The 26997-nt window shown below is 70.8% G+C and carries 19 protein-coding genes and 1 pseudogene; 8 read left to right on the forward strand and 12 right to left on the reverse strand.

Annotation, left to right across the window (positions count from 1 at the left end):
• Positions 1-12 precede the first annotated feature (12 nt).
• Entirely contained in the window at positions 13-2559 is a 2547-nt protein-coding gene (locus CP982_RS32385) for a RiPP maturation radical SAM C-methyltransferase (protein WP_150513693.1), read from the forward strand.
• 6 nt (positions 2560-2565) lie between these two features.
• Positions 2566-3210 carry a class I SAM-dependent methyltransferase gene (locus CP982_RS32390; RefSeq protein WP_150513694.1) on the forward strand — a complete coding sequence of 215 codons (645 nt, stop codon included), beginning with the start codon at positions 2566-2568 and terminating at the stop codon, positions 3208-3210.
• Between the two features lie 74 nt (positions 3211-3284).
• Here the strand turns inward: CP982_RS32390 and CP982_RS32395 are convergent, their stop codons facing one another.
• The 6 genes and pseudogenes from CP982_RS32395 to CP982_RS32420 form a co-directional block, all read right to left on the reverse strand.
• On the reverse strand, positions 3285-5003 hold the full coding sequence (locus tag CP982_RS32395; protein WP_229878626.1) for a TerD family protein: 1719 nt from the start codon (positions 5001-5003) through the stop codon (positions 3285-3287).
• A gap of 288 nt (positions 5004-5291) precedes the next feature.
• Positions 5292-5483 (reverse strand): annotated as a pseudogene (locus CP982_RS32400) (CorA family divalent cation transporter); the annotation flags it as partial.
• A 510-nt stretch (positions 5484-5993) separates the two neighbouring features.
• Positions 5994-8879, reverse strand: a complete 2886-nt coding sequence (locus tag CP982_RS32405; RefSeq protein ID WP_150513696.1) for a tetratricopeptide repeat protein — start codon at positions 8877-8879, stop codon at positions 5994-5996.
• Positions 8880-9412: 533 nt separating this feature from the next.
• Positions 9413-9631: a hypothetical protein gene (locus tag CP982_RS43275; protein WP_229878624.1), complete on the reverse strand. Its 219-nt coding sequence runs from the start codon at positions 9629-9631 to the stop codon at positions 9413-9415.
• A 282-nt stretch (positions 9632-9913) separates the two neighbouring features.
• Positions 9914-10549, reverse strand: coding sequence for an HAD-IA family hydrolase (locus CP982_RS32415; RefSeq protein ID WP_150513697.1), 636 nt, complete (start codon positions 10547-10549; stop codon positions 9914-9916).
• A gap of 456 nt (positions 10550-11005) precedes the next feature.
• On the reverse strand, positions 11006-12181 hold the full coding sequence (locus CP982_RS32420; RefSeq protein ID WP_150513698.1) for a magnesium and cobalt transport protein CorA: 1176 nt from the start codon (positions 12179-12181) through the stop codon (positions 11006-11008).
• 419 nt (positions 12182-12600) lie between these two features.
• On the opposite strand from CP982_RS32420, the gene CP982_RS32425 reads away from it, so the two are divergent.
• From CP982_RS32425 to dmpI, 3 genes are all read left to right on the forward strand, one after another.
• Positions 12601-13731 carry a winged helix DNA-binding domain-containing protein gene (locus CP982_RS32425; RefSeq protein ID WP_150513699.1) on the forward strand — a complete coding sequence of 377 codons (1131 nt, stop codon included), beginning with the start codon at positions 12601-12603 and terminating at the stop codon, positions 13729-13731.
• Positions 13732-13775: 44 nt separating this feature from the next.
• Positions 13776-14666 (forward strand): LysR family transcriptional regulator, encoded by an 891-nt coding sequence (locus CP982_RS32430; protein WP_150513700.1) that lies wholly within the window; start codon positions 13776-13778, stop codon positions 14664-14666.
• Positions 14667-14816: 150 nt separating this feature from the next.
• Positions 14817-14999, forward strand: a complete 183-nt coding sequence (gene dmpI, locus CP982_RS32435) for a 4-oxalocrotonate tautomerase DmpI (RefSeq protein ID WP_150513701.1) — start codon at positions 14817-14819, stop codon at positions 14997-14999.
• A gap of 302 nt (positions 15000-15301) precedes the next feature.
• On the opposite strand, the gene CP982_RS32440 is transcribed toward dmpI, so the two are convergent.
• Positions 15302-16150, reverse strand: coding sequence for a helix-turn-helix transcriptional regulator (locus CP982_RS32440; RefSeq protein ID WP_150513702.1), 849 nt, complete (start codon positions 16148-16150; stop codon positions 15302-15304).
• A gap of 151 nt (positions 16151-16301) precedes the next feature.
• On the opposite strand from CP982_RS32440, the gene CP982_RS32445 reads away from it, so the two are divergent.
• Positions 16302-18065 (forward strand): AMP-binding protein, encoded by a 1764-nt coding sequence (locus CP982_RS32445; protein WP_150515828.1) that lies wholly within the window; start codon positions 16302-16304, stop codon positions 18063-18065.
• On the forward strand, positions 18062-19690 hold the full coding sequence (locus CP982_RS32450) for an AMP-binding protein (protein ID WP_150513703.1): 1629 nt from the start codon (positions 18062-18064) through the stop codon (positions 19688-19690). The genes CP982_RS32445 and CP982_RS32450 overlap by 4 nt, the downstream gene beginning before the upstream one ends.
• Positions 19691-19780: 90 nt before the next feature.
• Here CP982_RS32450 and CP982_RS32455 read toward each other — a convergent pair whose 3' ends face one another.
• A complete protein-coding gene (locus CP982_RS32455) occupies positions 19781-20512 on the reverse strand; it encodes a hypothetical protein (RefSeq protein ID WP_308294318.1) in 732 nt (243 codons plus the stop codon).
• 309 nt (positions 20513-20821) lie between these two features.
• Between CP982_RS32455 and gcl the strand changes: the two genes are divergently transcribed.
• Positions 20822-22600 carry a glyoxylate carboligase gene (gene gcl, locus CP982_RS32460; RefSeq protein ID WP_170316528.1) on the forward strand — a complete coding sequence of 593 codons (1779 nt, stop codon included), beginning with the start codon at positions 20822-20824 and terminating at the stop codon, positions 22598-22600.
• Here gcl and CP982_RS32465 read toward each other — a convergent pair.
• From CP982_RS32465 to CP982_RS32480, 4 genes are all read right to left on the reverse strand, one after another.
• On the reverse strand, positions 22590-23153 hold the full coding sequence (locus CP982_RS32465) for a hypothetical protein (RefSeq protein WP_150513705.1): 564 nt from the start codon (positions 23151-23153) through the stop codon (positions 22590-22592). The genes gcl and CP982_RS32465 overlap by 11 nt on opposite strands.
• A 328-nt stretch (positions 23154-23481) precedes the next feature.
• A complete protein-coding gene (locus tag CP982_RS32470; protein WP_150513706.1) occupies positions 23482-24948 on the reverse strand; it encodes a catalase in 1467 nt (488 codons plus the stop codon).
• Positions 24949-25133: 185 nt separating this feature from the next.
• Entirely contained in the window at positions 25134-26027 is an 894-nt protein-coding gene (locus tag CP982_RS32475; protein ID WP_150513707.1) for a 2-hydroxy-3-oxopropionate reductase, read from the reverse strand.
• Between the two features lie 49 nt (positions 26028-26076).
• Positions 26077-26910 (reverse strand): TIM barrel protein, encoded by an 834-nt coding sequence (locus tag CP982_RS32480; protein ID WP_150513708.1) that lies wholly within the window; start codon positions 26908-26910, stop codon positions 26077-26079.
• Positions 26911-26997 lie beyond the last annotated feature (87 nt).

Here is a 26997-nt window from a genome sequence, read left to right on the forward strand (position 1 = left end):
AGGAGTCACACGGTGCACATCACCCTGGTCAACATGCCCTGGGCCTCGATCGACTTCCCTTCCCTGGCCCTCGGGATCCTCAAGCGTCGCGTCGCGGACGAGTTCCCGGACAGCCGCGTCGACGTCGTCAACGCCAATCTGGACTACCTCGACTGGATCACCGAACGAACGGGCCTGACGCGCGAGGAGTACACCTTCTGCTGGGACTCCTACTTCACCGGCTACAGCGAGTGGATCTTCTCCTCGGCGCTGTACGACGATCCGCACTGGCGCGACTCCGAGTTCGCGGATCTCGTCGCGGACGCCGTGCCGGGGGACATGCTCAACAAGGGGCGTCAACTCCACGCGCTCGCCCCCGAGTACATCGCGTCCCTCGTCCGCCGTATCCTCGCCGACCGGCCCGACGTCGTCGGCTTCTCGACGACCTTCGCCCAGAACAGCGCGGTGCTCGCCGCGGCCAGACTCATCAAGAAGCTGGCGCCCGAGGTGCCTGTGGTCCTCGGTGGCGGTAACTGCGACGGCCCCATGGGCGCCGCGCTCCACCGCGGCTTCCCGTTCGTCGACTACGTCAATCGCGGTGAGGGCGAGATGTCGTTCACGCGGCTCCTCGCCTGCCTCCGCGACGGGTCGAGCCCCGCGGACGTTCCCGGACTCTGCTGGCGCGACGCGGACGGCACCTCGCACGCCAATGCCATGAGCGCGGCCCCGCTGCCGGCTTCGGCCCTGGTCACACCGGACTACACGGACTACTTCGAGCAGCACGCGGCCTCCCGTGCCGGGGCCATGGCCGAGCCCCACCTCGTGGTGGAGAGCTCTCGCGGCTGCTGGTGGGGCCAGAAGCACCACTGCACCTTCTGCGGGCTCAACGGCTCGTTCATGGAGTTCCGCAGCAAGAGCCCGGACCGCTTCGTGGACGAGCTGCTCGCGATGACGGAGCGCCACCGGGTGCTCAACGTCGCCGTCGCCGACAACATCCTTGATATGGCCTATCTGCGCTCCGTGGTCCCGAGGCTCGCGGAATCGGAGTGCGACCTGCGCATCAGCTACGAGATCAAGTCCAACATGCGCCGCGAGCAGCTCGCCTCCCTCGTCGCCGCGGGCATCCACTATGTGCAGCCCGGCATCGAAAGCCTCAACGGCAGGGTGCTGAAGCTGATGGACAAGGGCGTGACCGGCTGCCAGAACGTCCGCATGCTGCGGGACGCGGAGTCGGTGAGCCTCGGCGTCGTGTGGAACTACCTCTACGGCTTCCCGGGCGAGACCGAGGAGGACTACGAACCGGTCATCGACCAGTTCCCGGCCATCCACCACCTCGCCCCGCCGAACGGGGTCACCCGCATCGCCATCGAACGCTTCAGCCCCTACTTCAACCGCCCGGAACTCGGCTTCGGCGACCTGAGCCCCGCCGCTCACTACGCGGTCATCTACGACCTCCCGGAATCCGAACTCCGCGACATGGCCTATGTCTTCGACGCGGCGCACCGAGGCATCTCCAGCACGCAGGCGGAGCGCCTTGACAAGGCCGTCGAGACCTGGCGCCACGAGTTCCCCCGGGGCCGGCTGACCCAGTGCGACCTGGCGGACTCGATCGTGCTCACCAACACCCGCCCCGGCTTCGCGTGGCGGACGCTGACCATCGAGGAACCCTGGGAGACGGCCGCGTTCCGCCTCCTCGAACAGCCCAGCACGAGCGACGTCCTGCTGACCAAGCTCCGGGCGGACCGGCACGACATCGCCGCGGCGGACGTGTCGGCCCTGCTCGCCCGCTGGCGCACGCTGGGACTGCTCTTCGAAGACGGCGGCCAGAGCGTGCACGTCGTACCGCACGCCGCCAACCAGGACCTCTTGCGCTGGACCACCCAGGACGCCAGTCCGGCGCTGGTGCCCGCACTGCTCCACGACGCGGGGAGCCGCACCCGGCGAGCGAGCGCCGCGACGACACTCCAATGCTGGCGGGAACGCGACGAAGAGGCGCGCGAGAGGCCCGGCATGTACCTGGGGGAGGAGCAGTACGAGGACACCGCGAAGACCGCGGTACGAACGGTCGCGGAACTGGCAGCCCGGGGCACTCAGCACGTCGCCCTCCCCGAGCCCGTGACCCTTGGACCTCACGCAAGCGACCGGGGGGCGGTCCGACGACTCACCCACGTACGGGAGTTGACAGGACGAGGCCTCTCCGTCGACTGGGATCTGGACCTCGGAGCCGAGATCGGACGATGGCGGCTGTTCAGCCACCTGTACCCCCCGCGTTCGGTGGCGGGCCCCGACGGCGACGCCGTGCTCGACCAGTGGCGCACCTCGTTCCACCTGAACAAGTGCGGCTACCGGCGCGGCAGGGGCTTCCTGGAGGTCACCGACCTGCGCCACGGGACGCAACGGCGCGTCATCATGCGCAAGGTGAACAAGGAGAAGCTGGCGTCACTCCTGGACGGCGCCCCTGCCACGGACTTCCGGCCCCAAGAAATAGAGGCGTTCCTGAAGTCGGGTCTCGTGCACCGGGTCGGCTCCCTCCTGTGGTGGTTGCCCTCGCGCATCACCCGCTGGCCGGTCGTGGGGTGACGGAAGGTGCTTCACGACGAATCCGCCGCGCCGCCGCGCTCCCTCAACGCGGCCGAATGGGACCACACGTACGACCGCACGGTCGCCGGATGGGACGAGGAGCCGCCACCCGTGCTCGGCGTACTCCTCGCCGCGTACGCTCCGCCCCCGGCCCGCATCATGGACGTCGGCTGCGGCCTCGGCACCACCGCGCGCTGGCTCGCCGACCGCGGCTACACCGTGACGGCCTGCGACTTCTCGACCCGGGCGATCGAAGAGGCCCGACGCCGCACACCGGCCACCGCGGCGGTGCGCTACGAGCTCCTGGACGCCACCGACCCCGCGTCACCCCTGCACGCGTTCCCGGTGGTCCTCGACCGCGGCGTCCTGCACACCTGCCCCACCGACGGCGAGCGCCGGACGTTCGCCGCGGCGATGTCCCGGATGTGCGGGCCCGGCGGACTGTGGTTCCACGTCGGCGCCGCCGCGCTCAGCGAGGAGGATGCCCTGAACCAGTCACGCGGACCGTCCTGGACCACGGAGAAGACCTTCCTCGACGCGGTGTCGCCGTGGTTCACGGTGCTCGCCCTCCACACCGCCGACTTCGGCCGCCGACCGGGGGTGACGGACTGGCCGGCCCGGTACGCGGTGCTCCGGCGCAGGGCGACCTGAACGCAGGTGCCCGCTTGCTGCTACGGGCCGAGGTCGGGGATGGCTTCGACTGCGGTGGGCGCCGACACGACGGGCTACCCCACGTCGACACCGTGCGCTCTGGCCAAGTCGTCGAGTCCGTCGGCCCAGCCCTGTCCGACTGCTCGGAGCTTCCACACCGGCCGGCCGTCGGCGGACCTGTGCCGGTACAGCTCCGCTACGACCATCGCGCGGATGGCCGGGTCGGCGGGTGGCTGGAAGGCCCAGACGGCGGTGGCGCACCCCACGGACAGTTCCGCGTGGGTGAGGGAGCCGCACGTCAGTCCGGTGTCGACGTCCATGTTGATCGCGATCGTCATGCGCTGGACGTGCTCGGGCAGGGCCGCGAGGTGGACGGCGGCGCGCTCCACGGTGTGCGTGCCGTCGTTCAGCTTCCCCAGGAGACGCACGGCTCCCTCGGCGGCGGACGGCTGGTTGTAGAAGACGAAGTCCTCGTCGGAGGCGACCCGGCTCTGCGCGTCGGTGAGGAAGAGCGTGAGGTCGGCGTCCGCGCCGCCGAAGCTGAACGCGATGTGCAGCCCGTCCCACGCCTCGTCGGGCAACGTGAGGTTCTGCCCCGGCACGAGCGCCGTCGGGGCGGCGGGAGCGGGCTCGCCGATGGCGGGCGGCGGGGCCACGGACGGGGTCTGCGTCCTCCACTCGGCGAAGGTGCGGATCCGATAGTGGTCCGGGGCCGGTGCGTCGGGGGTGGCCGGGACGGTGGCACGGAGATCGCCATCCAGGTCGGCCAGCGTGGCGTCGACCGAGGCGGCGTCGTCCTGGGCGTGGTCGAGCAGGCTCTGCAGACCGGGCAGCCGACTGGTGTCCAGGGGCTTGATGGCGCTCGACAGGTTCCCGGAGGCGGTCGTGGTGACGGCGCAGGCCACGTCATCGCCGACGTCGAGGAACCGCAGCGCGTCCTCCGGCTCCCTCCAGGGGCCCGCCTCGACGGCCTGGCGGGACCACCGGCCGTACGCCGCGAATCCCAGCCGCTGGGTGTCCGGCATGCGCGTGATCACCGCGAGGTCGATCGCGGTGATCCCCGGCGCGACGGCGAAGCCCTCCTTGAGGGTGGCGATGACGTTGGACCCCATGGCCGTGAGCCACCACAGGACCCGGTCCCGCTTGGTCAGCGTCTTCAGAGTGGGGCGCCCGGCGGAGGTGACTCCGGGGGTCTGGTCCGGCAGCGTGTCGATGTCCTGCTGGCGCATCACCACGGACATCACGGAGCCGTCGACCCCGACGGCGCAGCCTGCGGCGGGGTTGTCGGAGAAGGCGTAGTTGACCGTCTCGCACACGGTCGCCTCGTCGTTCGCGACGAGGGCCTGCCACCACTGGTGCGCCTCGGCGGCCAGCTCCCCGTGGACGCCCTGCAACCGCGCCTGCTCAGCGGCCAGGTACCCCGGCGCGTCCTGCTCGGCCCGCAGCTTCGCCTCCGCACGCCCGGAGCGGGCGAACACGCCGAGCCCCGCCAGGTGGAACGCCTTGGCCTCGGCCAGGGCCCAGGGCAGCCCCAACTGCGGCGGCCCGGGTACGGCCGGCGGGTGTGCGGGGGCGAACGACTGCAGGTGCACGCTGGTCATCTGCTGCCGCAGTGCGCGCAAGTGCGCGATGGCCGCGTCCCGTTCCGCCTCCTGCTGCGCCCGCTCGGCCTGCCGACGGGCCCGTTCCAGCTGTGCGCCCGAGGGCGCGGGGGCGGCCCGTGGCCGCGAGCGACTCGTACTGGTCCGGCGGCGCCCACCGCCCAGTGCGGTGGAGGCGTAGAAGGGCCCCATCCCGGACGACAGCGTCGTTCGTCCGCCGCCCACGTTCACCCGTGCCATACGCGGCCCGACGGACGTCCGCACGCCCCTGGTCGAAACACGCACACTCAGTCCGGGCACACCAACACGGAAACCGAAACCCATGGAGCCTCCCCTAGCCGCTACGGAAAGTCTTTCACCACCGGGGGCCCGACGCGCACCCGATGCGTTGGAGGGCTGCTCTTCCCGTAGGGCCTCGGCTCCCGTCGCACGTCGTGGACCTGCTCCTTGAGACCGGTGAGCTCCTCGTCGTGCTCGCCGCTACAGCCAGTCCCGCCGCTTGAAGATGAAGTACAGGCTCACGCACACCACACCCATCAGCCCGATCGCGAACGGATACCCGAAGGTCCAGCTCAGCTCCGGCATGGTGTCGAAGTTCATGCCGTAGATGGTGCCGACCAGGGTGGGGGCGAAGAGGATGGCGGCCCAGGAGGAGATCTTCTTGGAATCCTCTACCTCACCCCGTTGACCAGGTCATTTGAGCTGCTGAGGTGGCCTGACCTGGGGGAATGCTTCTTTCAGACTCTTTCACGCTCGTTCAGCCTTGTGTTGCCGGTTCTCTCCAGACGCTCCCCATGCGGCTCAATTCTCCCCAGATGCTCCCCATGGAGCTTGCTCGATGGAGGCGGCTCAAGAGAGTTCGGGGCCCGATTGCTTTGTCACTTTCCGCATCTGCTGAGCGCCGATGTTCGTGTCCGGCCAGCTTCCCAGGGCGGAAGCGCCTCAACCTGGTCCGAACGACATGGGGTCGGCAGGTGTGATTGGTGACCGTTGTGCGGAGCCCTTGGCTGTACGTCGGTGGGCGCCTTGAAGTGGTGCTGGGGCACTGACCCCACTGTTGGCTTCTCTGCCCATTCGCCTCTCGGTTGTGCCGTTTCATGACGCTGGGCGGTGTCCGATGCCTGTGGTGTTCGGGGCCGCAGAGGGTGTGCAGGTGCGTGGTAGGCGTGTCGCTCGTGGTGCTTAATTCATTGCCCCTCCACTGGGCTCCCGCTGTCTGGGTGGGGCATTGCCACCCGAGGCCATGGCGAGGCAGTGAGCGGCTTCCTCCATGATGCACGCCGTACCGTCGGGGTCATCGGCGAGCAGCGCGACCGCCTGTTCGTAGCAGCCCAGGGCCTCTACGCAGCGGCCTTGAGCGCACAGGCACCGGGCATTCCAGAGGGAGACCGTCCACAGGGGCACCGTGCCGCCGTCGGCTGCGGTTGCGGCTTTCTCGGCCAGCTCTAGCTGCTCCTCGGCCTGTGTGAAGTCCTCCTGCGCGATGAACAGGCGGGCGAGCGCGATGCGCAACTCGACGATGAGCAAGCCGATGTTCCCGCTCACGCTCAGCTGATCGCGCAGCAACCTCTGCAGCTCGTCCTCGGCGCCGCTGGACTCCGTCAGTTCCAACTGAAGGTCGAGCCGGGTTTGGATGAGGTCGGCGAGGCTCGCGGGGTCTACCGGAGAGTCGCTCCCGGCCGGCATGTAGAGACCGAGGAGACGGCTGATCAACGCGATGGCCGGGCGTTCACCTTCCCCGTGCAGAAGCAGACCGAGCAGGATCTGGGAAATGTGGTAATAGAGAGGGGAGAGCTGTGCGTCCGATTCGTCGAGTCGGGAAAGGAGCGCGCCGTACATGCTCTCTGCTTGTTCCGTATAACGCGTTTGCATGAGTGCGTGACCCACGTGGTGAAGCAGACTGATGTCCAGTTCGGACGGTTCCGTCTCGATGGCGGACATCAGCGCCTGCGCCTCCGCGGTCGCCCTCTCCTCCTTGCCCTGTTCCGCGAGCACCAGTACAAGGGCCGAGTGCGCCAGCAAACTGTTGTGCAAGGAGCCGTTCGAGCGCAGCCCGTCCAGAACCGCGCGCAGCTGTTCTTCCGCGGCAGGTAGCCGGCGGGTCGACTGCAAGGCACGTGCCCATCGGAACTGGAATTGCAGTGTCTCCAAGTCTTGTGGCCCCCGGTCGGCACGGCTCTCTTCGAAGAGCAGGCGTGCCTCGTCCACATCGCCGATGGCCTCGTAGTACTGGCCACGAATCGCGCCGACCACGGGACGGGTTTCCGGTAGAACGGCGGCTCGTTCCATCATCAACCTGAGTAGTTCATCGGCCTGATCCCGATGGTTGGAGGCCAGGCAGTAGCCGTAAGAGACCCATCCGGCTTCGACGAACCAGGCCAGCGACTCCACGTCGTTCGCGGGAGCGGAGCGCAAGGCAGCCAGAACATGGGGGACCAGGACCTGCCGCCTTCGCCATTGATCAGGCGTATCCGTGCCCCCTCCCATCCATCGCGCCAGGCGGGCGCTGGCCTGCCACACTTCAGCGGTTTCATCTCCGTCGCGCACCTGTGCCGCGTTGGTCTCCAGTACCAGTGGGTGAGCTGTGAGACACAAGTTTGCCGCGTTCGCCGTGCCGCTTCCGCTTCCGCCGATCGAGACGTCCACGTCGACCAGGTTCAGCAAGCCCACGTCGACGAGTGCGTCGACGGCTGCCTCGCCCTCTTCGAATCCTTCCGGGAACCCGCCCTCCAGAGTGACGAGACCGTAGGCGAGCAGCGCGGTGGGGAACGGGGTGGTGGCGAAGCACGACAGGACCCGCATGAGCAATCTGGCTTCCGGCAGCCCTTGTCGGGTGAGCAAGTCGAGGCTGATCTCCCAGGTGTGGCTCACCAAACGGCGCAGCCGCTGCTCGTTCATGGGCGACCTGAGTGATTCACCCGCGTCGAGCAGCGGGGCGCCCAGCCGGTCGAGTTCCGCCTTGTACCCCGCGAAGTCCCCCACGGGCCGGATGTCCACGACGCCGCGCGCTAGGCCCAGGCTCCTTCGTGCCTTTGCCAGAAATGAGCCTGCCAAGTGCAGTCCCAGGGGCAGTCCACCCAGCCTCGTAGCGAGCGCACGAGCGTCCTCCGTCGGCCCGGCGTCTCCCGCCAGATCAGTGAGGACCTTCGCCCCGTCCTCGGCGGACAGCATGTCCACCGCTCGGCACACTGCTTCCGTTCCCCACAGCAGGGGGTTTCCGACGCGACTCGTCACCACGGTGAGGCCGGAGCGACTCGGTCGGATCCACCCCGTGCCGTCCCCTGGCAAGCCGTGCTCCGAAGCAACGACCGATAGGTCGTCCACGGCGTCGACGACGAGCAGCCAACGCTCGCCCGCACGGTCCAGGCAACGCCAGACGAGATCCAGCGCGCTTGACTGCCCTGCCCAGGCGCGACTGAGGTCCTCTTCGGCCACGCCCAGTTCACGGGCCACCTGAGACATACCCGTCAGCAACCGCTCGTTCGTCGTCCCAGACACCCAGAACACTTGGTGTCCAAGGTCCCGGGCGTGCCGGGCAAGCCGCAGCGCCGCTGTTGTCTTTCCGCATCCGCCGAGCCCGTGCAGGACCTGCACTTGCTCGCACCCCTCGGCCAGTGCCCTTCTCAGATCGGCCAACAGGCTGTCCCGGCCATGGAGACGGGTGGGCAGCTCTCCGTACGGAGGACGCACCGAGTAGGTGCCCGGATTCGGTCCGGAATCGGCCGGGTCGTCCCTCGCCGTCCGCCGGGGAATCCCCCCGGTCTGACGGCGTCGTTCCTGGTCCGCCGCCGTTCGTCTCGTCTGCCACGCGGCCAGGCCGCGCCGGGGTGTGCTGGACTGCTGCTGGGCCCTGGCTTCGAGCAGTTCCACGAGGATGGCAAAGGGGCGGTCGTCCTCGGGAACACTCTTCCCACTGAACCACAGGCTGAGCTTGCCCTTGCCGAGACTGACCGGGGGACGTTGTCTGCTTCCCCACTGCGCGATCTGGGCGTACGTAGGGGAGCCGGCGTTCGTGCGCAGCTGCCTCAGCTCCGTCGCGAGCCGCTCGGCCGCGGACTGGTCGTCCATCCGTCACCTGTTCAATCCGAACTTCCGTTGAACGCCTATTCCATCAGGTCTGGCTTGCGGCGATGCGGGGTTCAGCGGGAAACCGACCCGTTGAACCCCGCACAGATCCGGGCTAATGGCCGACGACCGGCCGGAGAGGCAGGACCTGGAGAGAGGACGTGCGGTGAAGGAATTCGCAGCGAAGTGGCGGCACCGGGCTTGGCGGTTCGAAGCGCTGAAGACAGCGGGAGGATGGGTGGTCTCGGGTCTTGTCCGCGAACTCGTCAGCCGTGGTCTGTCCTCGTGGTGGGGGTCATGAGCCGAGTCCTTCACGATGCCCGACGGCGAGATCGCTAAGCGAGCGGGCGAGGGCGGCAGCCGGCTTCCCCGCTCGTCTGCCCGGCATGTCCAGCGACACTGGGCGACTCCGCGGTCTCAACTGGTCCTGAAATTGGCCAGGTTGATCGATGTGCCGGGCTTCTACCGTTGGGCCCACGACGTCACCAGGCCGCCCCGCCTCAGCTTTGCTCGCCCCGAGCAAGCAGCAGGATCGGTCAGCGGTTGCGGTCGGCGGCGTCGGCACGCTCGACGACGGCTCGCAATTCATCGATGGTGCCCGGTTCGGTGTCGGTTGGGATGCCGATGGCGGCGTCGTGGGTGGCGGCGGAGACGGTGCGCAAGGCGGCCCGCTCGTCGCGGTCCATGGACCGGCGGGGAGCCTGCTGGCCGAGGAGCACGGCGATGTCGGTGCTGAGGGCGGAGGCGATGGACAACAAGGGAGGGGAGGGAGGCGGTGCCGCCGCGTTCCAGCTTTCGGACGACGCCGACCGACATAGCGGCGGATTCGGCCAGTTGTTCCTGCGTCATGCCGCTGCGGAGGGCCTTGAGCCGCTCAGCGGTGGTGTACTCCGACCATTGCACGACAGCCACTTCCCATCCTGACCGGTTGGTCGTGAAACGCACCCGTGGCGCGTATTCGCCGACACTCTGCGGCTGGAGAGAAGTTGGTGCGAAGGCCGAATCCAGCTCCTACGCGGCCAGGTCGGCGCGCACTCCTAGAGTGCCTGCAGTTCGGCGACCGTGTCCGCTTCGTGCGTCGCGAGCACGGTGGTGATGCCCAGGGCCTCGGCGGGCGGGAGGTTCACCGGATGGTCGTCGACGAACACACAGGCCGAGCCGGGCAGACCCAGACGCTCCAGCGTCAGCCGATAGATCGCCGGGTCCGGCTTCGCCATGCCGACCGCCTCCGAGATGACGTGTACGTCGAACAGGCTCCAGATGCCCACGTGTTCGTACGGGTTGAAGGGGTCCAGGCCGAAGCTGTTCGACAAGAGCGCGAGCCGGTAGCCCGCTTCCTTGGCGGCCCGTGCGAGAGCGGCCATCTGCCGTGCTGCGGGCACTCCGGTCCAGGCGCGCCCCATCAGGTTCGACGGTTCGACATGCGCACCGAGCAAGCTGGCGGTGCCCTCGTTCCACTTGGCCTGGCCGATCTGCCCGACCTCCAACGCCGTGTACAGCCTTCGGCCTTCGGGGTTGTCATTGAGAGCGGAACGCCATGCCTCGGGGTGGAGCCCTTCCGCTTCGCACCACGCGCGGTGCACGGGGCGCGGGTCGGCGGTCAGTACCCCGGCGAAGTCCAGGATGAGTCCGCGTGGGGCGTTGCGATCGGTGGTGGCCGTGGCCTGCGGCATGCTGCGTACTCCCTCTCCGTTGGCCTCATGAGGGACGTTACCGCGTGCCTGGGGAGCAGGATGGTGTGAAGACCCTGGCCTCGCGCCTTCGCGGGGATGTGAGCAACACCGTTGTACTGGAGACTGCGAGAGCTGTCGTTTGCGCGGGAGGCTGGCTCCCACCGGGCGTCGTGGACGTGCTCCCTGAGGCCCGGCTCGCTCCTCGTGGTGCTTGATGCCGTGCGCCTTCGCGTACTCGTCCAGGTCGCGTGTGGCCGTTCAGTCAACACTCACCGTGACGGCGTACGCGGGGATCCGGCGGCAGTTGGTTGGCCGAAACTTGCGGAATGGCTGGCGATGCGGATGGTGCCCCGTTCCTCAGCGCGGCTCATTCTCCCCAGATTCTCCCCAGGGGGGCAGCAGGACCCGCCGGGTCCTTCGCCCACGCGAAGTCGATGAAGGATCGTCGGCGCCCCGCTACAGCCAATCCCGCCGCTTGAAGATGAAGTACAGGCTCACGCACACCACACCCATCAGCCCGATCGCGAACGGGTACCCGAAGGTCCAGCTCAGCTCCGGCATGGTGTCGAAGTTCATGCCGTAGATGGTGCCGACCAGGGTGGGGGCGAAGAGGATGGCGGCCCAGGAGGAGATCTTCTTGATCTCCTCGTTCTGTTCGAAGCCTGCCTCGGCCAAGGCCCGCATCTCTGCGTTCTGTTGTTGGGTGACCAGGGTCGCGTTGACCGTGAGGATGTCTGCCAGGGCCTGGCGGAAGCCGTCGACTCGTTCGCTGGTGTGGGTGACGTGGTCGGCTACGTCGCGGAGGTAGCGCTGGAGTTCCTCGTCGGTGCCGTACTTCGCGAAACCTGCCATGAGGGCGTGCAGCATGCCGACCAGGGGGCGGGTCGCGCGTTGGAACTCGACCATTTCGCGGGCGAGTTCGTAGATGCGGCGGGAGACCTCGGGGGCGCCGCTGAACACCTCGGTCTCGATTTCGTCGATGTCGTTCTGGACGCCCGACACGACCGGTGCGTAGCCGTCCACCACCGCGTCCAGGATGGCGTACAGGACGGCCTCCGGGCCCAGGCGCAGGAGTTCGGGGTCGTCCTCCATGCGGTGGCGCACCGCCGACAGGTCGGGGGCCGCGCCGTGCCGGACGGTGATCACGAAGTCGGGGCCGACGAAGACGTGCAGCTCGCCGAAGTCGACCTCCTCGGGCGCGTCGAGGTAGCGGGCGGCGCGCAGGACGACGAAGAGCGTGTCGCCGTACCGTTCCAGCTTGGGGCGCTGATGGGCCTCCATCGCGTCCTCGACGGCCAGTTCGTGCAGGTCGAACTCGGCGGCCAGGGAGAGGAGTTCCGCCTCCGTGGGGCGGGCGAGGCCGATCCACGCCATGCCGTCGGGGCGGGCGCGCAGCTCGCGGTACGTCTCGGCGAGCGTCGTGGGGGAGGACACGCGGATGCCGTCCCGGTAGAGGGCCGCCTGCACCACACTCGGCGCCTGCGGCGCGGTGCGCTCGGGGCGGCGGCGGGGTGGTTCGGCGGCCGGCGGGGTCTTGGGCCCCTCGGGCGTGCGGCGCTCCGCCGCGCGCCGCCAGGAGTGCTTGCGCGCCGACTGTGGGCGGGGGCTGTGTGCTCGTCGCTCCGGGGTCACCGGGGGCCCTTCCTGTCGCCGTCGGTCCGGTCGGTTCGTTCGGTCCGGTCGGTTCGTTCGGTCCGGTCGGTCCGTGCGGTCCGTGCGGTCCGTGCGGTCCGTTGCGGTCCGTGCGGACCGTTCGGTCGCCGGTCCGTCTGCCTGCTCGCTCGCCGGTCGGTCTGTTCGGTCGCCGGGCCGGTTGTCTGTCGTTTGCTGGTTGGTTCCGTCGCTTGTCGGGTCGGTCGTCTCGTTGGCGGTCGGTCCCGTCGTTTGTCGGGGTGGCGGGCTTTCGGTTGCCGGGGCCGACTGCCTGCTCAGGGCCTGACGGCCCTGAGCAGGATATATGCGGCAGATGACGCGGGCGTGACCCCGGTGTGCCGCCACCCCGGGCGGGCTTGCGGACGGTAGCTGTCCGCAAGGCGCGTTAGCGTGCGGGCATGACGAAGAACCCGTCGGTCCCGGTGCTGAGCCGCCGCGCGCTGAACCGTGCCACCCTCGACCGGCAGCTCCTGCTGCGCCGGGCGCGGATGTCCGCCGCGGACGCCCTCACCCACCTCGTGGGCCTCCAGGCGCAGAACGTGAAGCCGCCGTACTACGCGCTCGCCGCCCGCCTCGACGGCTTCGCCCCCGAGGAGCTCTCGGACCTGATGGGCGCCCGCGCGGCCGTGCGGGCCGTCACCATGCGCTCCACCGTGCACACCCTCACCGCCGACGACCTGCTCACGCTGCGCCCGCTGACCCAGGCCGCCGTCGACCGCGAGCTGCGGGCGTTCCGCAAGGGCCTGGGCGGCGTGGACCTGGACCGGCTCGCCGCCGTCGCCCGCGCGTACGTCGAGGAGGAGCCCCGCACCCCCGCCCAGCTCCGCGACGAGCTGGCGGGCCACTGGCCGGACGCCGACCCGGCCTCGCTCGGCATCGCCGCCCGCGCCCGCCTCCCGCTGGTCCAGGTCACCCCGCGCGGCCTGTGGCGGCGCAGCGGCCGGGTCGCGCTCACCACGGCCGAGCACTGGCTGGGGCGCCCGCTCGTGGACCGGCCCGAGCCCGACGCCGTCGTGGAGCGCTACCTCGCCGCCTTCGGGCCCGCCTCCGTGCGGGACATGCAGGCCTGGGCCGGTCTGACGGGGCTCCGGGACGCCTTCGAGCGGCTGCGGCCCCGGCTGCGTACGTTCCGCGACGAGGACGGCGTCGAGCTCTTCGACCTGCCGGACGCGCCCCGGCCCGACCCGGAGACACCGGCGCCCCCGCGCTTCCTGCCCGAGTTCGACAACCTCCTGCTGTCCCACGCCGACCGCACCCGCGTCGTCCCGGCCGCGTACAAGGCCCGCAACTGGAAGTCCAACCAGTCCTTCTGCACCTTTCTGGTGGACGGCCTCCTCGCGGGGGTGTGGCGCCTCGACGAGACAGGCGGCGGGGGCGGCGGAGCGGCCACGGTCGTCGTCGAGGCGTTCGGGACCCTGACCAAGGCGCAGCGCGCGGACGTCGAGGACGAGGCTGTCCGCACGGCGCGCGTGCTGGCCGCGGGCGCGTCCTCGTACGACGTGCGGTTCGGGGCCGTCATCGACGGCTGATCCCGCGCTCCGGGCGGGCGCACCCGCTGCGTAGGGTTTCCGGCATGGAACTGCGGCAGCTCGGCTATTTCGTGACGGTCGCCGAGGAACTCCACTTCGGGCGGGCCGCGGAGCGGCTGCACATCGTGCAGTCGGCGGTGAGCCAGCAAGTGCGGCGCCTGGAGCGGGAGCTCGGCGCCGAGCTCTTCGACCGCTCGCCGCGCCAGGTGCGGCTCACGCCCGCGGGGGAGCGGCTGCTGCCCGAGGCGCGGGCCGTCCTCGCCGCCGCGGAGCGGGCCCGCTCCGCGGTCGGCGCCCGCCCGCGCGGCCTGCGGCTCGGAACCTGTACGGGGCTCGGGGAGCACCTCGACCGCGTCCTCGCCCGCTTCGCCGAGCAGGCGCCGGGGGTGCCGGTCGAGCTCGTGTCGGTGCACGCTGGGGAGCGGTTCGCGCGGGTCGCGGACGGGCGCCTCGACGCGGCCTTCGTCCGGGCCGCCGAGCCCGTGTCCCGGGTGCGGGTCGTGCCGTTGTGGCGGGACCCCCTGGTGGCGGTCGTACCGGCGGGGCACCCGGTAGCCACCCGCGCGGAGGCGTCCCTGGCCGACCTCGCGGAGGCGCCCCTGGCCCTCACCGCGCGCCGCACCAACCCCGCCCTGGTCGACCTCGTCGTCGGCGCCTGCCACGCGGCCGGGTTCACGCCGGTGCGCGGGCCGGTCGGCGGCTCGCTCCAGGACACCCTCGCGACGATCGGCGCGGGGGCCGCGCCGCTGTGGACCGTCGTGTACGCGTCGCACGCGCGGCTGCTGCGCAGCCCTCGGGTGGCGTTCGTGCCCTTCGCGGCGGAGCTCGCCCTGGAGACGGGGCTCGCGGTCCGGGACGGCGCGCCGGACGCCGCCGCTCCGCTCGACGCGTTCCTCGCGGCGTGCGCGGCCGCCGCTGACGATCTCGGTTCGTGATCGCCGCGATCGCGGTCTGCTTCTTGGTCGCGGTACGCGGGTGGGCTGAACTGGTGTCGTCCCGCAGGGGACACCGAGGAGCCGGCTCCAGCCGGTGCTTCGGACCATCGCCCGCGTCGGTAATTCCGGCCGTAGCCAAGGGAGTTCAGCATGCCCACCGTCACCGTTCAGCAGGGTCCCCGGGACGTCGCCCTCAAGCGGGAGCTGGTGCGGCGGATCACGGACGCGTTCGTGGACGCGTACGCGATTCCGGCGGAGACCGTCACGGTGTGGATCGAGGAGTACGCGGCCGAAAGCTGGGGTGCCGCGGGCTCGTTGACCGCCGACAAGTAGGCCCGGGGCTTCGCCCCTTCGCCCCCGTGTGGCGCGGCGCTGTGCGTCCGGTGCCGCGCCGTGGGTGGTTGTCGCGCTGCGCGCTCGTCCTCAAACGCCGGACGGGCTGAGTACCCTTCGCCGTGGCGTTGCCAGTACGCCCGACAAGTAGGCCCGGGGCTTCGCCCCTTCGCCCCCGTGTGGCGCGGTGCCGTGCGTCCGGTGGCGTGCCGTGGGTGGTTGTCGCGCTGCGCGCTCGTCCTCAAACGCCGGACGGGCTGAGTACCCTTCGCCGTGGCGTTGCCAGTACGCCCGACCGGTGGCTACGGCAGCAACCCCGCTCGCCGCGCCGCCACCACCGCCTCCCACCGCGTGTGGACGCCCAGCTTGCGCATCGCCGAGCGCAGATAGGCCTTCACCGTCTCGGGGCGCAGGCCGAGGCGCTCCCCGGCCGCGGCGTTCGTGGTGCCCAGGGCGACGCAGGTCAGGACGTCGAGTTCGCGCGGGGTCAGGGCGACGGCGGGGGAGTCGCCCACGGCGGTCAGCGTGGTGCAGACGGCGAGGAGTTCGCGGCGCAGGGCGGCATCGGACGTGCGCGCCGCGAGCGCGCGCAGGGCGCCGTGCGCCTCCCGTACGCGCTCCCAAGCGGCGGGCCCGGGCCAGGGCCCGGCAGGCGCCGTGTCCCGCGCCGCCGCCACCAGGGCGCGGGCCTCCTCGCGCACCACGAGGGCCTGCTCGACGTCGCGCGCGGCGGCGACGGCCGCAGCGAGCGTGCGGTCCCCCAGCGGCTGCGCGGTGCGCAGGGCGCCGTACAGCAGTCCGCGCACCCGGCGGCGCACCACGACCGGCACCGCGAGCACCGAACGCAGGCCCTCCGCCTCCACGGCGGCGTCGTACTCGTGGCTGATGTGCCGCGAGGAGCTGTAGTCGGTGACGGCGCACGGCCGGGCCAGGGCCAGGGCCTTGCCGCCGAGGCCGTTGCCCAGGCGGATGCCGAGGCCGCGCAGGACGTGCGTGCCGGTGCCGGTGAGCTCGGCGATCCGCAGCTGCGGGGCGGCGTGGGGCTGCGCGTCGGTGAGCCCGCCGAACGCCACCGGAAGACCCGTGGTGCGCCGCAGCCGCACCAGCGCGGCCCGTACGTCCCCCGCCTCACCCGCGCCCGCAGCCGTCACGCGCCCGCCCTTTCACCGCACAGCACCCCCGTCCGGGGGTAGTGAGACCCACATCACGAACTCCACGATGGTACGGATGCGGAGTCGGCCGGGGAACGGCCGCGCAGCCGGCCGTGTGGACAGCGGAACCTAGGGAGAGCGGGGCATGCCGATGACGGTGACGGAGACGGGAGGCGGGACGGAGGCGTTCCGGGCCGCCCGGGACTTTCTGCTGCGCCACCGCGAGGACTACGCGGCCGCCTACGAGGGCTTCGCGTGGCCGCGCCCGGAGCGGTTCAACTGGGCCCTCGACTGGTTCGACGTCATCGCCGAGGGCAACGACCGCACGGCCCTGCACATCGTCGAGGAGGACGGCTCCGAGGCCCGGCTGACCTTCGCCGAGCTCGCGCGGCGCTCCGCGCGGGCCGCCAACTGGCTGCGCGGGCTCGGCGTCACGGCCGGGGACCGCCTCGTCGTCATGCTCGGCAACCAGGTCGAGCTGTGGGAGGTCGCGCTCGCCGCGATGAAGCTGCGCGCCGTGGTCATCCCGGCGACGCCGTTGCTCGGCGCGGCGGACCTGCGCGACCGGATCGAGCGCGGCCGGGCCCGGCACGTGGTGGTGCGCGCCGAGGACACCGCCAAGTTCGCGGACGTGCCCGGGGACTACACCCGGATCGTGGTCGGAGTCGGAGTCGGAGTCGGAGTCGGAGCCGGAGCCGGAGCCGGAGCCACCGCGTCCGCCGAGGCAGCCGGACCCACCGCGCCCACCGCGCCCGGCTGGATCTCGTACGACGGCGTCGACACCGCCCCGGATGCCTACGTGCCCGACGGCCCCACCCTCGCCACCGATCCGCTGATGCTCTACTTCACCTCCGGCACCACCGCCCGGCCCAAGCTGGTCGAGCACACCCATGTGTCGTACCCCGTGGGGCACTTGGCGACGATGTACTGGATCGGGCTCAAGCCCGGCGACGTCCATCTGAACATCTCGTCGCCCGGCTGGGCCAAGCACGCCTGGTCGAACCTGTTCGCGCCGTGGAACGCGGAGGCGACCGTCTTCATCCACAACTACACGCGCTTCGACGCCGGTCGTCTGATGCGCGAGATGGACCGCGCGGGCGTCACCAGCTTCTGCGCCCCGCCCACCGTGTGGCGGATGCTCATCCAGGCCGACCTGACCCAGCTGAAGACCCCGCCGCGCGAGGTGGTCGCCGCGGGCGAGCCGCTGAACCCCGAGGTCATCGAGCGGGTGCGCAGCGACTGGGGGGTGATCATCCGCGACGGCTTCGGCCAGACGGAGACCGCCGTGCAGGTCGCCAACACGCCCGGCCAGCGGCTCAAGCCCGGCTCCATGGGGCGGCCCACGCCCGGCTTCCGCGTCGTGCTGCTCGACGCGGTGACCGGCGAGCCGGGGGCCGACGAGGGCGAGGTCGCGCTCGACCTGTCCACCGCCCCTGTGGGCCTGATGACGGGCTACCACGGCGATCCGGAGCGCACCGCAGAGGCGATGGCGGGCGGCTTCTACCGCACGGGCGACATCGGCGCGCGCGACGCCGACGGCTATCTGACGTACGTGGGCCGCTCCGACGACGTGTTCAAGGCGTCGGACTACAAGATCTCGCCCTTCGAGCTGGAGAGCGCGCTGCTCGAACACGAGGCGGTCGCGGAGGCGGCGGTCGTGCCCGCGCCCGACCCGGTGCGCCTCGCCGTGCCGAAGGCGTACGTGGTGCTCGCCGAGGGCCACGAGCCGGGCCCCGCCACCGCCAAGGCGCTCTTCGAGCACTCGCGCGCGGTCCTCGCGCCCTACAAGCGGCTGCGCCGCCTGGAGTTCGGCGCGCTGCCGAAGACGGTGTCCGGCAAGATCCGCCGCATCGAGCTGCGCGAGGCCACGGCACAGGGGTCCGACGCCGAGTACCGCGAGGAGGACTTCCGATGAGCACGGCCCCTTCGCGCGGCGCCGAGCCGTCGTACGCGCACGGCACCGGCTCCGTCCCGCTGCTCGGCGACACCATCGGGCAGAACCTCGACCGGGCGGTCGCCGCCTGGCCCGACCGGGAGGCCCTCGTCGACGTGCCGTCCGGGGCGCGCTGGACGTACGCCGAGTTCGGCGCGGCCGTCGAGCGGCTCGCGCGCGCCCTGATGGGAGCCGGTGTCGAGCGGGGCGACCGGGTCGGGATCTGGGCCGTGAACTGTGCCGAGTGGGTCCTCGTCCAGTACGCCAGCGCGCGCGTCGGCGCCATCATGGTGAACATCAACCCGGCCTACCGCTCGCACGAGCTGTCGTACGTCCTGAAGCAGGCGGGCATCGGTCTGCTGGTCGCCACGCAGACGCACAAGAGCAGCGACTACCGCGCGATGGTCGAGCAGGTCCGCCAGGACTGCCCCGACCTGCGCCGGGTCGTCTACGTCGCGGACGGCTCGTGGGACGAGCTGCTCGCCGCGGCCGACTCCGTCACCCCTGCCCAACTGGCCGCCCGGGAAGCCGGGTTGACCTGCGACGACCCGGTGAACATCCAGTACACGTCGGGCACCACCGGCTTCCCCAAGGGAGCCACCCTCTCCCACCACAACATCCTCAACAACGGCTACTGGGTGGGCCGCACCATCGGCTACAGCGAGCAGGACCGCATCTGCGTGCCGGTGCCCTTCTACCACTGCTTCGGCATGGTCATGGGCAACCTCGCGGCCACCTCGCACGGGGCGTGCGTCGTCATCCCCGCGCCGTCCTTCGACCCCGTCGCCACCCTGCACGCCGTCGAGCGCGAGCGGTGCACGTCCCTGTACGGCGTGCCGACGATGTTCATCGCGGAGCTGAACCTCGCCGACTTCGCCACGTACGACCTGTCCTCGCTCAGGACCGGGATCATGGCCGGGTCGCCGTGCCCCGTCGAGGTCATGAAGCGGGTCGTCGCCGAGATGCACATGGAGCAGGTCTCCATCTGCTACGGCATGACCGAGACCTCGCCGGTGTCCACGCAGACCCGCAGGGACGACGACCTGGAGCGCCGCACCGCCACCGTCGGCCGCGTCCTGCCGCACATCGAGGTCAAGGTCGTCGACCCCGCCACCGGCGTCACGCTGCCGCGCGGAAGCTCGGGCGAGCTGTGCACCCGCGGCTACAGCGTGATGCTCGGCTACTGGCGCGAGCCCGAGCGCACCGCCGACGTCATCGACTCCGGGCGCTGGATGCACACGGGCGACCTCGCGGTCATGCGGGACGACGGGTACGTCCGGATCGTGGGCCGCATCAAGGACATGATCATCCGCGGTGGCGAGAACATCTACCCGCGCGAGATCGAGGAGTTCCTGTACGCCCACCCGAAGATCGCGGACGTCCAGGTGGTGGGCGTGCCCGACGAGCGGTACGGCGAGGTGCCGCTGGCCTGCGTGATCCTCCACGAGGGAGTGGAAGGCCTGACCCTCGACGAGCTCCACACCTTCTGCGCGGGCCGCCTGGCCCACTACAAGGTCCCCGCGGCCCTCCAGGTCCTGGACACCTTCCCGATGACGGTCTCCGGAAAGGTAAGAAAGGTGGAGCTCAGGGAGCGCTTCGGAAACTGACGAACGGACGCCGGCGAAGCTCTCAGCCCGTCCGGCGTTTGAGGACGAGCCCGCAGGGCGATAACCCCGCACCCCCTGCCCGGGAGAGGCCTACGTTCCGCGGGCGGCCAACGCCTCCGCAGCCCCGTTCAGCGCCGCAGGCACCCCGTCCAGCTCGATGCGGAACAGCGGCACCCCCAGCTCCGCGGCGCGCTCGCACGCCTCGGGCGTGAAGTCGGACAGGGCGAAGCACACGCACGTGACCTCGTGGGTGAGCGCGGTGAGCCACGCGCACTCCAGGTCGCGCAGGGACGCGGGCCGCGCCGACGGCTCGACATGGGCGAGGACGCCCCGGGCGGTGAGCCGCGCGCCCGACGGCGCGCGACCCTCGGGCCCGGCCACGGCGTCCCGCACGTCCGCGTAGCCCAGCCAGCGCAGATACCGCGCGGCCGTGGTCACGGCGTCGCGCGCGCTGCGCACCGGGACGGGCCGGAAAGCGGGCCGCGGCGGGGCGGGGCCGGGCCCCGGCGGCGAGGCGGCCTCCGTGCGGACCGGGATCCGCAGCACCGTCCCGCACGTACAGCCGACCTCCGGCCGGGGCCAGTCCGCCTCGCGCCCGCAGGCCCCGCACCGCACGGTCACCCAGTCGTCCGCCCAGCTCCGCTCGGTCACGGGCGTCGCGGCGGCGTCGTACGCGACCGGCGGGACGACGGGCGCGCCGCAGGAACAGGGGAACGCGGGGGGAGCGTAGGCCTGCTCGTGACGGCACACCGGGCAGCGCACCGGAACCCCGTCCGTCGTCATCTCCCGCACCGCCTCCCGCTGGTCACCCGTGCCCGTCACCCGTGGCCGTCACCCGTGCTCGTCACCCGTGACGCATGGCCGGACAAGCCTGGGCCCATGGTCTTACGGAACGCAACTACCCCGATACGCGATTTTGAGCTTCGGCCCGCTCCAGGACCGGCACTCCCTTGACGACCCCGCCGCCCCGTCCTACATTGCTTCCACATAACAGAAACTTAATTCCGCAATGTGAAAGTACAGCTCACGGCCGCGAGGCCAGCCCACCGCAGGACCGGAATTCACAGCTCACCGCGGGGCGCGACGGGAGCCCGAATTCGCCAGCTGGAGCAGGAGAACCCAATGGCTCGTATGACCGCTGCCCGCGCGGCAGTCGAGATCCTCAAGCGCGAGGGCGTCACCGCCGCGTTCGGTGTGCCGGGTGCCGCGATCAACCCCTTCTACAGGGCGCTGAAGGAGGGCGGTGGCATCGACCACACGCTCGCCCGCCACGTGGAGGGCGCCTCGCACATGGCTGAGGGCTACACCCGCACGAAGCCGGGCAACATCGGCGTCTGCATCGGTACGTCGGGCCCGGCGGGCACCGACATGATCACCGGCCTGTACTCGGCCATCGGTGACTCGATCCCGATCCTGTGCATCACGGGCCAGGCGCCCACGCACGTGATCCACAAAGAGGACTTCCAGGCCGTCGACATCGCCTCGATCGCCAAGCCGGTGACGAAGATGGCCGTGACGGTCCTGGAGGCCGCCCAGGTCCCCGGCGTCTTCCAGCAGGCGTTCCACCTGATGCGCTCCGGCCGGCCGGGGCCCGTCCTGATCGACCTGCCCATCGACGTCCAGCTCACCGAGATCGAGTTCGACCCGGAGACGTACGAGCCGCTGCCGGTCTACAAGCCCGCCGCGTCCCGTGCGCAGATCGAGAAGGCCATCGGCTTCCTCCTCGCCTCGGAGCGGCCGCTGATCGTCGCGGGCGGCGGCGTCATCAACGCCGACGCCTCCGCGCTGCTCGTGGAGTTCGCCGAGCTGACGGGCACTCCGGTGATCCCCACCCTCATGGGCTGGGGCACCATCCCGGACGACCACGAGCTGAACGCGGGCATGGTGGGCCTGCAGACCTCCCACCGCTACGGCAACGCGACGTTCCTGGAGTCGGACTTCGTCCTCGGCATCGGCAACCGCTGGGCCAACCGCCACACCGGCTACAAGCTGGACGTGTACCGCGAGGGCCGCACGTTCGTGCACGTCGACATCGAGCCCACTCAGATCGGCAAGATCTTCGCCCCCGACTACGGCATCGCGTCCGACGCCAAGGCCGCCCTCGCGCTCTTCGTCGAGGTCGCGCGCGAGCTGAAGGCGGCCGGGAAGCTGCCCGACCGCACCGCGTGGATCGCCGCCGGGCAGGAGCGCAAGGCCACGCTCCTGCGCCGCACCCACTTCGACGACATCCCGATCAAGCCGCAGCGCGTGTACGAGGAGATGAACAAGGCCTTCGGCCCCGAGACGCGGTACGTCTCCACGATCGGCCTCTCGCAGATCGCGGGCGCCCAGATGCTGCACGTCTACAAGCCGCGGCACTGGATCAACTGCGGTCAGGCGGGCCCGCTCGGCTGGACCATCCCGGCCGCGCTCGGCGTCGCGAAGGCGGACCCGGAGGGCCAGGTCGTCGCGCTCTCCGGCGACTACGACTTCCAGTTCCTCATCGAGGAGCTGGCGGTCGGCGCCCAGCACCGCATCCCGTACGTCCACGTCCTCGTGAACAACTCCTATCTGGGCCTGATCCGCCAGGCCCAGCTGGGTCTGGACATCAACTTCCAGGTCAACCTGGAGTTCGAGAACGTCAACTCCCCGGAGCTCGGCGTCTACGGCGTCGACCACGTCAAGGTCGCCGAGGGCCTCGGCTGCAAGGCGATCCGCGTGACCGACCCGAACGAGCTGGGCGCGGCCTTCGAGCAGGCCAAGAAGCTGGCCCAGGAGTTCCGCGTCCCGGTGGTCGTCGAGGCGATCCTGGAGCGCGTCACGAACATCTCGATGAGCCGCACGGCCGACATCAGCGACGTGACCGAGTTCGAGGACATCGCCACCGAACCGTGGCACGCCCCGAGCGCGATCAAGGCGTTCAAGGCCTGACGGCTCCGCGCACCGTGGGGCGGCCCTCCGGGGCCGCCCCTTCGGCGTTCCCCGACGCGCGGCGGCGTACGCAGTAGTGGACGGTGAGCGCCAGGACCAGCGGACCCCACAGGCCGACCGGCAGGACGCAGATCCGGAACAGCAGGTCCCAGGCCGCGTTGTCGGCCGGGTCGAAGGCGAAGCCGATGCCGAGGGCGCCCAGGGTGAAGGGCCCGAAGAGCAGGGTCGCGCCGAGGCCGCCGAGCGTCGCCGGGACCAGGGCCACCGCGGGGTGCAGCCGCCGTCCGCCGACCAGCGGCACCCAGTTCGGCGCCACTTCGCCCCAGCCGCGGATCAGGCCGAAGGACAGCAGCGCGAACGCCTCGGTGAGCAGGCTCAGGCCGAAGACGTAGGGGACGGAGATCCACAGGCTCCCGATGGAGCCGGTTCCGCTGCCCATGTCGAAGCCGAAGGCGAACGGCAGCCGCCAGAGGCACTGGGGGAGCAGCACGAGCGGGATGAGGTGGGCCACGCGCTCGGCCCAGCGGGGTACGGGGAAGGCGGTCGTCGTCATGCCGTCGAGCCTTCCGCGCGGCCGCACGGAGATCGTCACCACACACGACGAACCGCCTCCGCCGTACGGCGGAGGCGGTGCTGGGACCAGGGTGTACCCGAACGGCTGGGACCGCGGCGGCCGGGCGACGGTTCCCGGTCGCTCCTCCTCTGGTCGAAGGGGCGAGCGGGACCTTCACCACCGCACTGGCTCGCCTCGAGCCGCCGCGGTCCTCGTCCCCCCGCGTGCCGTGTGCCACCCCTCATCCGGGCCCACGGCGCCGCGGGATCCGCGCTGGGGGACCGACCTCCCGTCAAGTCCCCGGCGCAGTCTGTGAAGTGATGGTGTCTCAGTCCTCGCGCAGGGCGCGCACCGCGTCCTCCACGCGCTTGCCGTAGTCGGCGTCGGCGGCGTGGAAGTGGGCCAGGTTCTTCTCGACGACGTCCTCGCGGGACACCTGGGACAAGCCGCCCGCGATGTTCGCGACCAGGCGGGACTTCTCCTCGTCCGACATCAGCCGGTACAGCTCACCGGCCTGGAAGAAGTCGTCGTCCTTGGTGTGGGCGGGCGCCTCGTGCGTGCCGGTGTGGCCGGTCACGGCCAGCGGCGCGGACAGCGGCCTGCCGGTCTCGGCGGGGCCGTCGTACGAGTTGGGCTCGTAGTTCTTGCGCTCGCGGCCGTAGGCGTTGGCGGCCATGAAGCCGTCGCGGCCGTAGTTGTCCGCGGTGCCACCGGGAACAGCCCTCGGCGCGTTCACCGCGAGCTGGGTGTGGTTCACGCCCAGGCGGTAGCGGTGCGCGTCGGCGTACGCGAACAGCCGGCCCTGGAGCATCTTGTCGGGCGAAGGGCCGATGCCCGGCACGAAGTTGTTCGGCGAGAACGCGGCCTGCTCGACCTCGGCGAAGACATTGTCGGGGTTGCGGTCCAGGACCAGGCGGCCCACCCGGCGCAGCGGGTAGTCGCTGTGCGGCCACACCTTGGTCAGGTCGAACGGGTTGAAGCGGTAGTCCGCCGCGTCCGCCGCCGGCATGAGCTGCACGTGCAGCGTCCAGGACGGGTTCACGCCGCGCTCGATGGCCTGGAGCAGGTCCGTCTGGTGGGAGTTGGGGTCCTTGCCCGCGAGCTCCTGGGCCTGCTCGGTGGAGAGCGAGCGGATGCCCTGGTTCGTCTTGAAGTGGTACTTGACGAAGAAGGCCTCGCCCTGCGCGTTGGTCCACTGGTAGGTGTGCGAGCCGTAGCCGTTCATGTGCCGGTATGAGGCCGGTATGCCGCGATCGCCCATCAGCCAGGTCACCTGGTGCGTGGCCTCGGGGGCGTGCGCCCAGAAGTCCCAGACGTTGTCCGGCTCCTGCTTGCCCGTGAACGGGTCGCGCTTCTGCGAGTGGATGAAGTCGGGGAATTTCAGCGGGTCCTTGATGAAGAACACCGGCGTGTTGTTGCCGACGAGGTCGTAGTTGCCCTCCTCGGTGTAGAACTTCAGCGCGAAGCCGCGCGGGTCGCGGACGGCGTCGGCGCCGCCGAGGTTGTCGGCCACGGTCGAGAAGCGCAGGAAGACCTCGGTGCGCTTGCCGACCTCGGCGAGGAAGTCCGCGTGGGTGAAGCCGGTGACGTCGTCGGTCACCTCGAAGTAGCCGTACGCGCCCGAGCCGCGGGCGTGCACCACGCGCTCCGGGATGCGCTCGCGGTTGAAGCGGGCGAGCTTCTCCAGGAGGTGCTGGTCCTGGAGGAGGAGCGGGCCGCCGACACCTGCGGTGGCGGAATTCTGGTTGTCGGCGACAGGGGCGCCGGACTCGGTCGTGAGCACGCGCTTCGGCATGGTGGTAGGTCGGCCTTCCGTGCAGAAATGCTGGAGCTGCTTGAGGTGACGCGAGCGTAAGGACGCCGGATCCGTCACGTCAACAGTTTGTTGAAGTCGGAGGTGGGGCTGGGTTCCGGGCCGCGGCGGAGCTTGGGCGCGACAGGACAGGTGTCAGCGCCGCCGCGGCCCGGAAGTCTGGGGTGCTACGCGGCCCGGCCGCCGGAGAGGCGCTCGACGGAGCGGAGCAGCGCGGAGTGGTCGAGCCCGCCGTCGCCCTGGGCGCGCAGGCTGGCGACCAGCTGGGCCACCACGGCGCCGACGGGCAGCGCGGCACCGACGTTGCGGGCGGCGTCCGTGACGATGCCCATGTCCTTGTGGTGCAGGTCGATGCGGAAGCCCGGCTTGAAGTCCCGGTTCAGGAAGTTGTCCTTCTTGCGGGTCAGGACGGTGGAGCCGGCGAGCCCGCCGTTCAGGACGTCGAGGGCCGCGGCCAGGTCCACGCCGGACTTCTCCAGGAAGACCACGGCCTCGGCGCAGGCCTGGATGTTGACCGCGACGATGAGCTGGTTGGCGGCCTTCACGGTCTGGCCCGAGCCGTGCGGGCCGCACAGCACGATGGTCTTGCCGAGGGCGTCGAACAGCGGCTTGGCCGCGTCGAAGTCCGCCCGCTCGCCGCCGACCATGATGGACAGGACGGCCTCGACGGCACCGGCCTCGCCGCCGGAGACCGGGGCGTCGAGCACCCGGATCCCCTTGGCCGCGGCGGCCTTCGCGAGGTCGACGGAGGTCTGCGGGGTGATCGACGACATGTCGATGAGCAGCGCGCCGGACCTGGCGTTCTCCAGGATGCCGTCGGGGCCGTAGGCGATGGCCTCGACGTGCGGCGAGGCGGGCACCATCGTCACGACGACGTCGGCGTCGCGGACCGCTTCGGCGATCGAGGCGGCCGCGGTGCCGCCCGCGGCGGCGAGCCGGTCCAGCTTGTCCTGCTCCAGGGTGTAGCCGGTGACGGAGTAGCCGGCCTTGATCAGGTTCTCGGACATGGGCGAGCCCATGATCCCGAGTCCGATCCACGCGACCTTGGGGAGCGTGCTCATGAGGGAACCTCTCTGCTTGCGTCGGTACGGCGGTGGGGCGGGCCCGGCGTCAGCCGCGGGCCCCGGCGGGCAGCCAGTCGAAGGACTCGTGGCTCGGGCGGTCGCCGGGCTTGTACTCCAGGCCGATCCAGCCCTCGTACCCGGCCTTCCGCACCTGGTCGAGCAGGTCTTCCAGGGGCAGGGACCCGGAGCCGGGGGCGCCGCGCCCCGGGTTGTCGGCGATCTGCACGTGCCCCGTCTTGTCGGCGTACGCGGCGATCGCCCGCGGCAGGTCCTCCCCGTTCATGGAGAGGTGGTACAGGTCCATGAGGAACTTCGCGTTGCCGAGTCCGGTCGCCTCGTTGACCTTGTCCACGATCTCGACGGCCTTGGGGGCGCTGACGATCGGGCAGTGCGGCGACTCCGGGGCGTTCAGCGCCTCGACGAGCAGCACCGCGCCCACGCGGTGGGCGGCGCGGGCGGCCAGCACCAGGTTCTCCAGGGCGAGTTCGTCCTGGGCCGCCGGGTCCACGCCGTCGACGCGGTTGCCGTACAGGGCGTTGAGCGCCGTGCAGCCCAGGGACCGGGCGAAGTCCGCGGCGACGTCCACGTTCGCGCGGAACCTCTCGCTCTCCTCGCCGGGGATCGACAGGGCGCCCCGGTCGGGTCCCGGGAGCTGCCCGGCGTAGAAGTTCAGGCCCACCAGCTGAACGCCCGCGTCCTCGATCGCCTGCTTCAGGGCGTCGAGCTCGGACCGCTCGGGAGTGGGGGTCTCGACCCAGGGCCACCACAGCTCGACGGCCTTGAACCCCGCCGCGGCGGCGGCCGCGGGGCGCTCCAGGAGCGGGAGCTCGGTGAAGAGGATCGACAGGTTCACATCGAAGCGCTGGTCGGAGTATCCCATGGGGCTTCCGCGCTCCTTCCGTATAGCGGAAGTTTGTTTCTGCTTGATGGAAGACTGCCTCCGGTCCGCGGAAGCTGTCAAGAGGGG

It is taken from the genome of Streptomyces spectabilis (genome assembly GCF_008704795.1).
Classification (GTDB): Bacteria; Actinomycetota; Actinomycetes; order Streptomycetales; family Streptomycetaceae; genus Streptomyces; species Streptomyces spectabilis.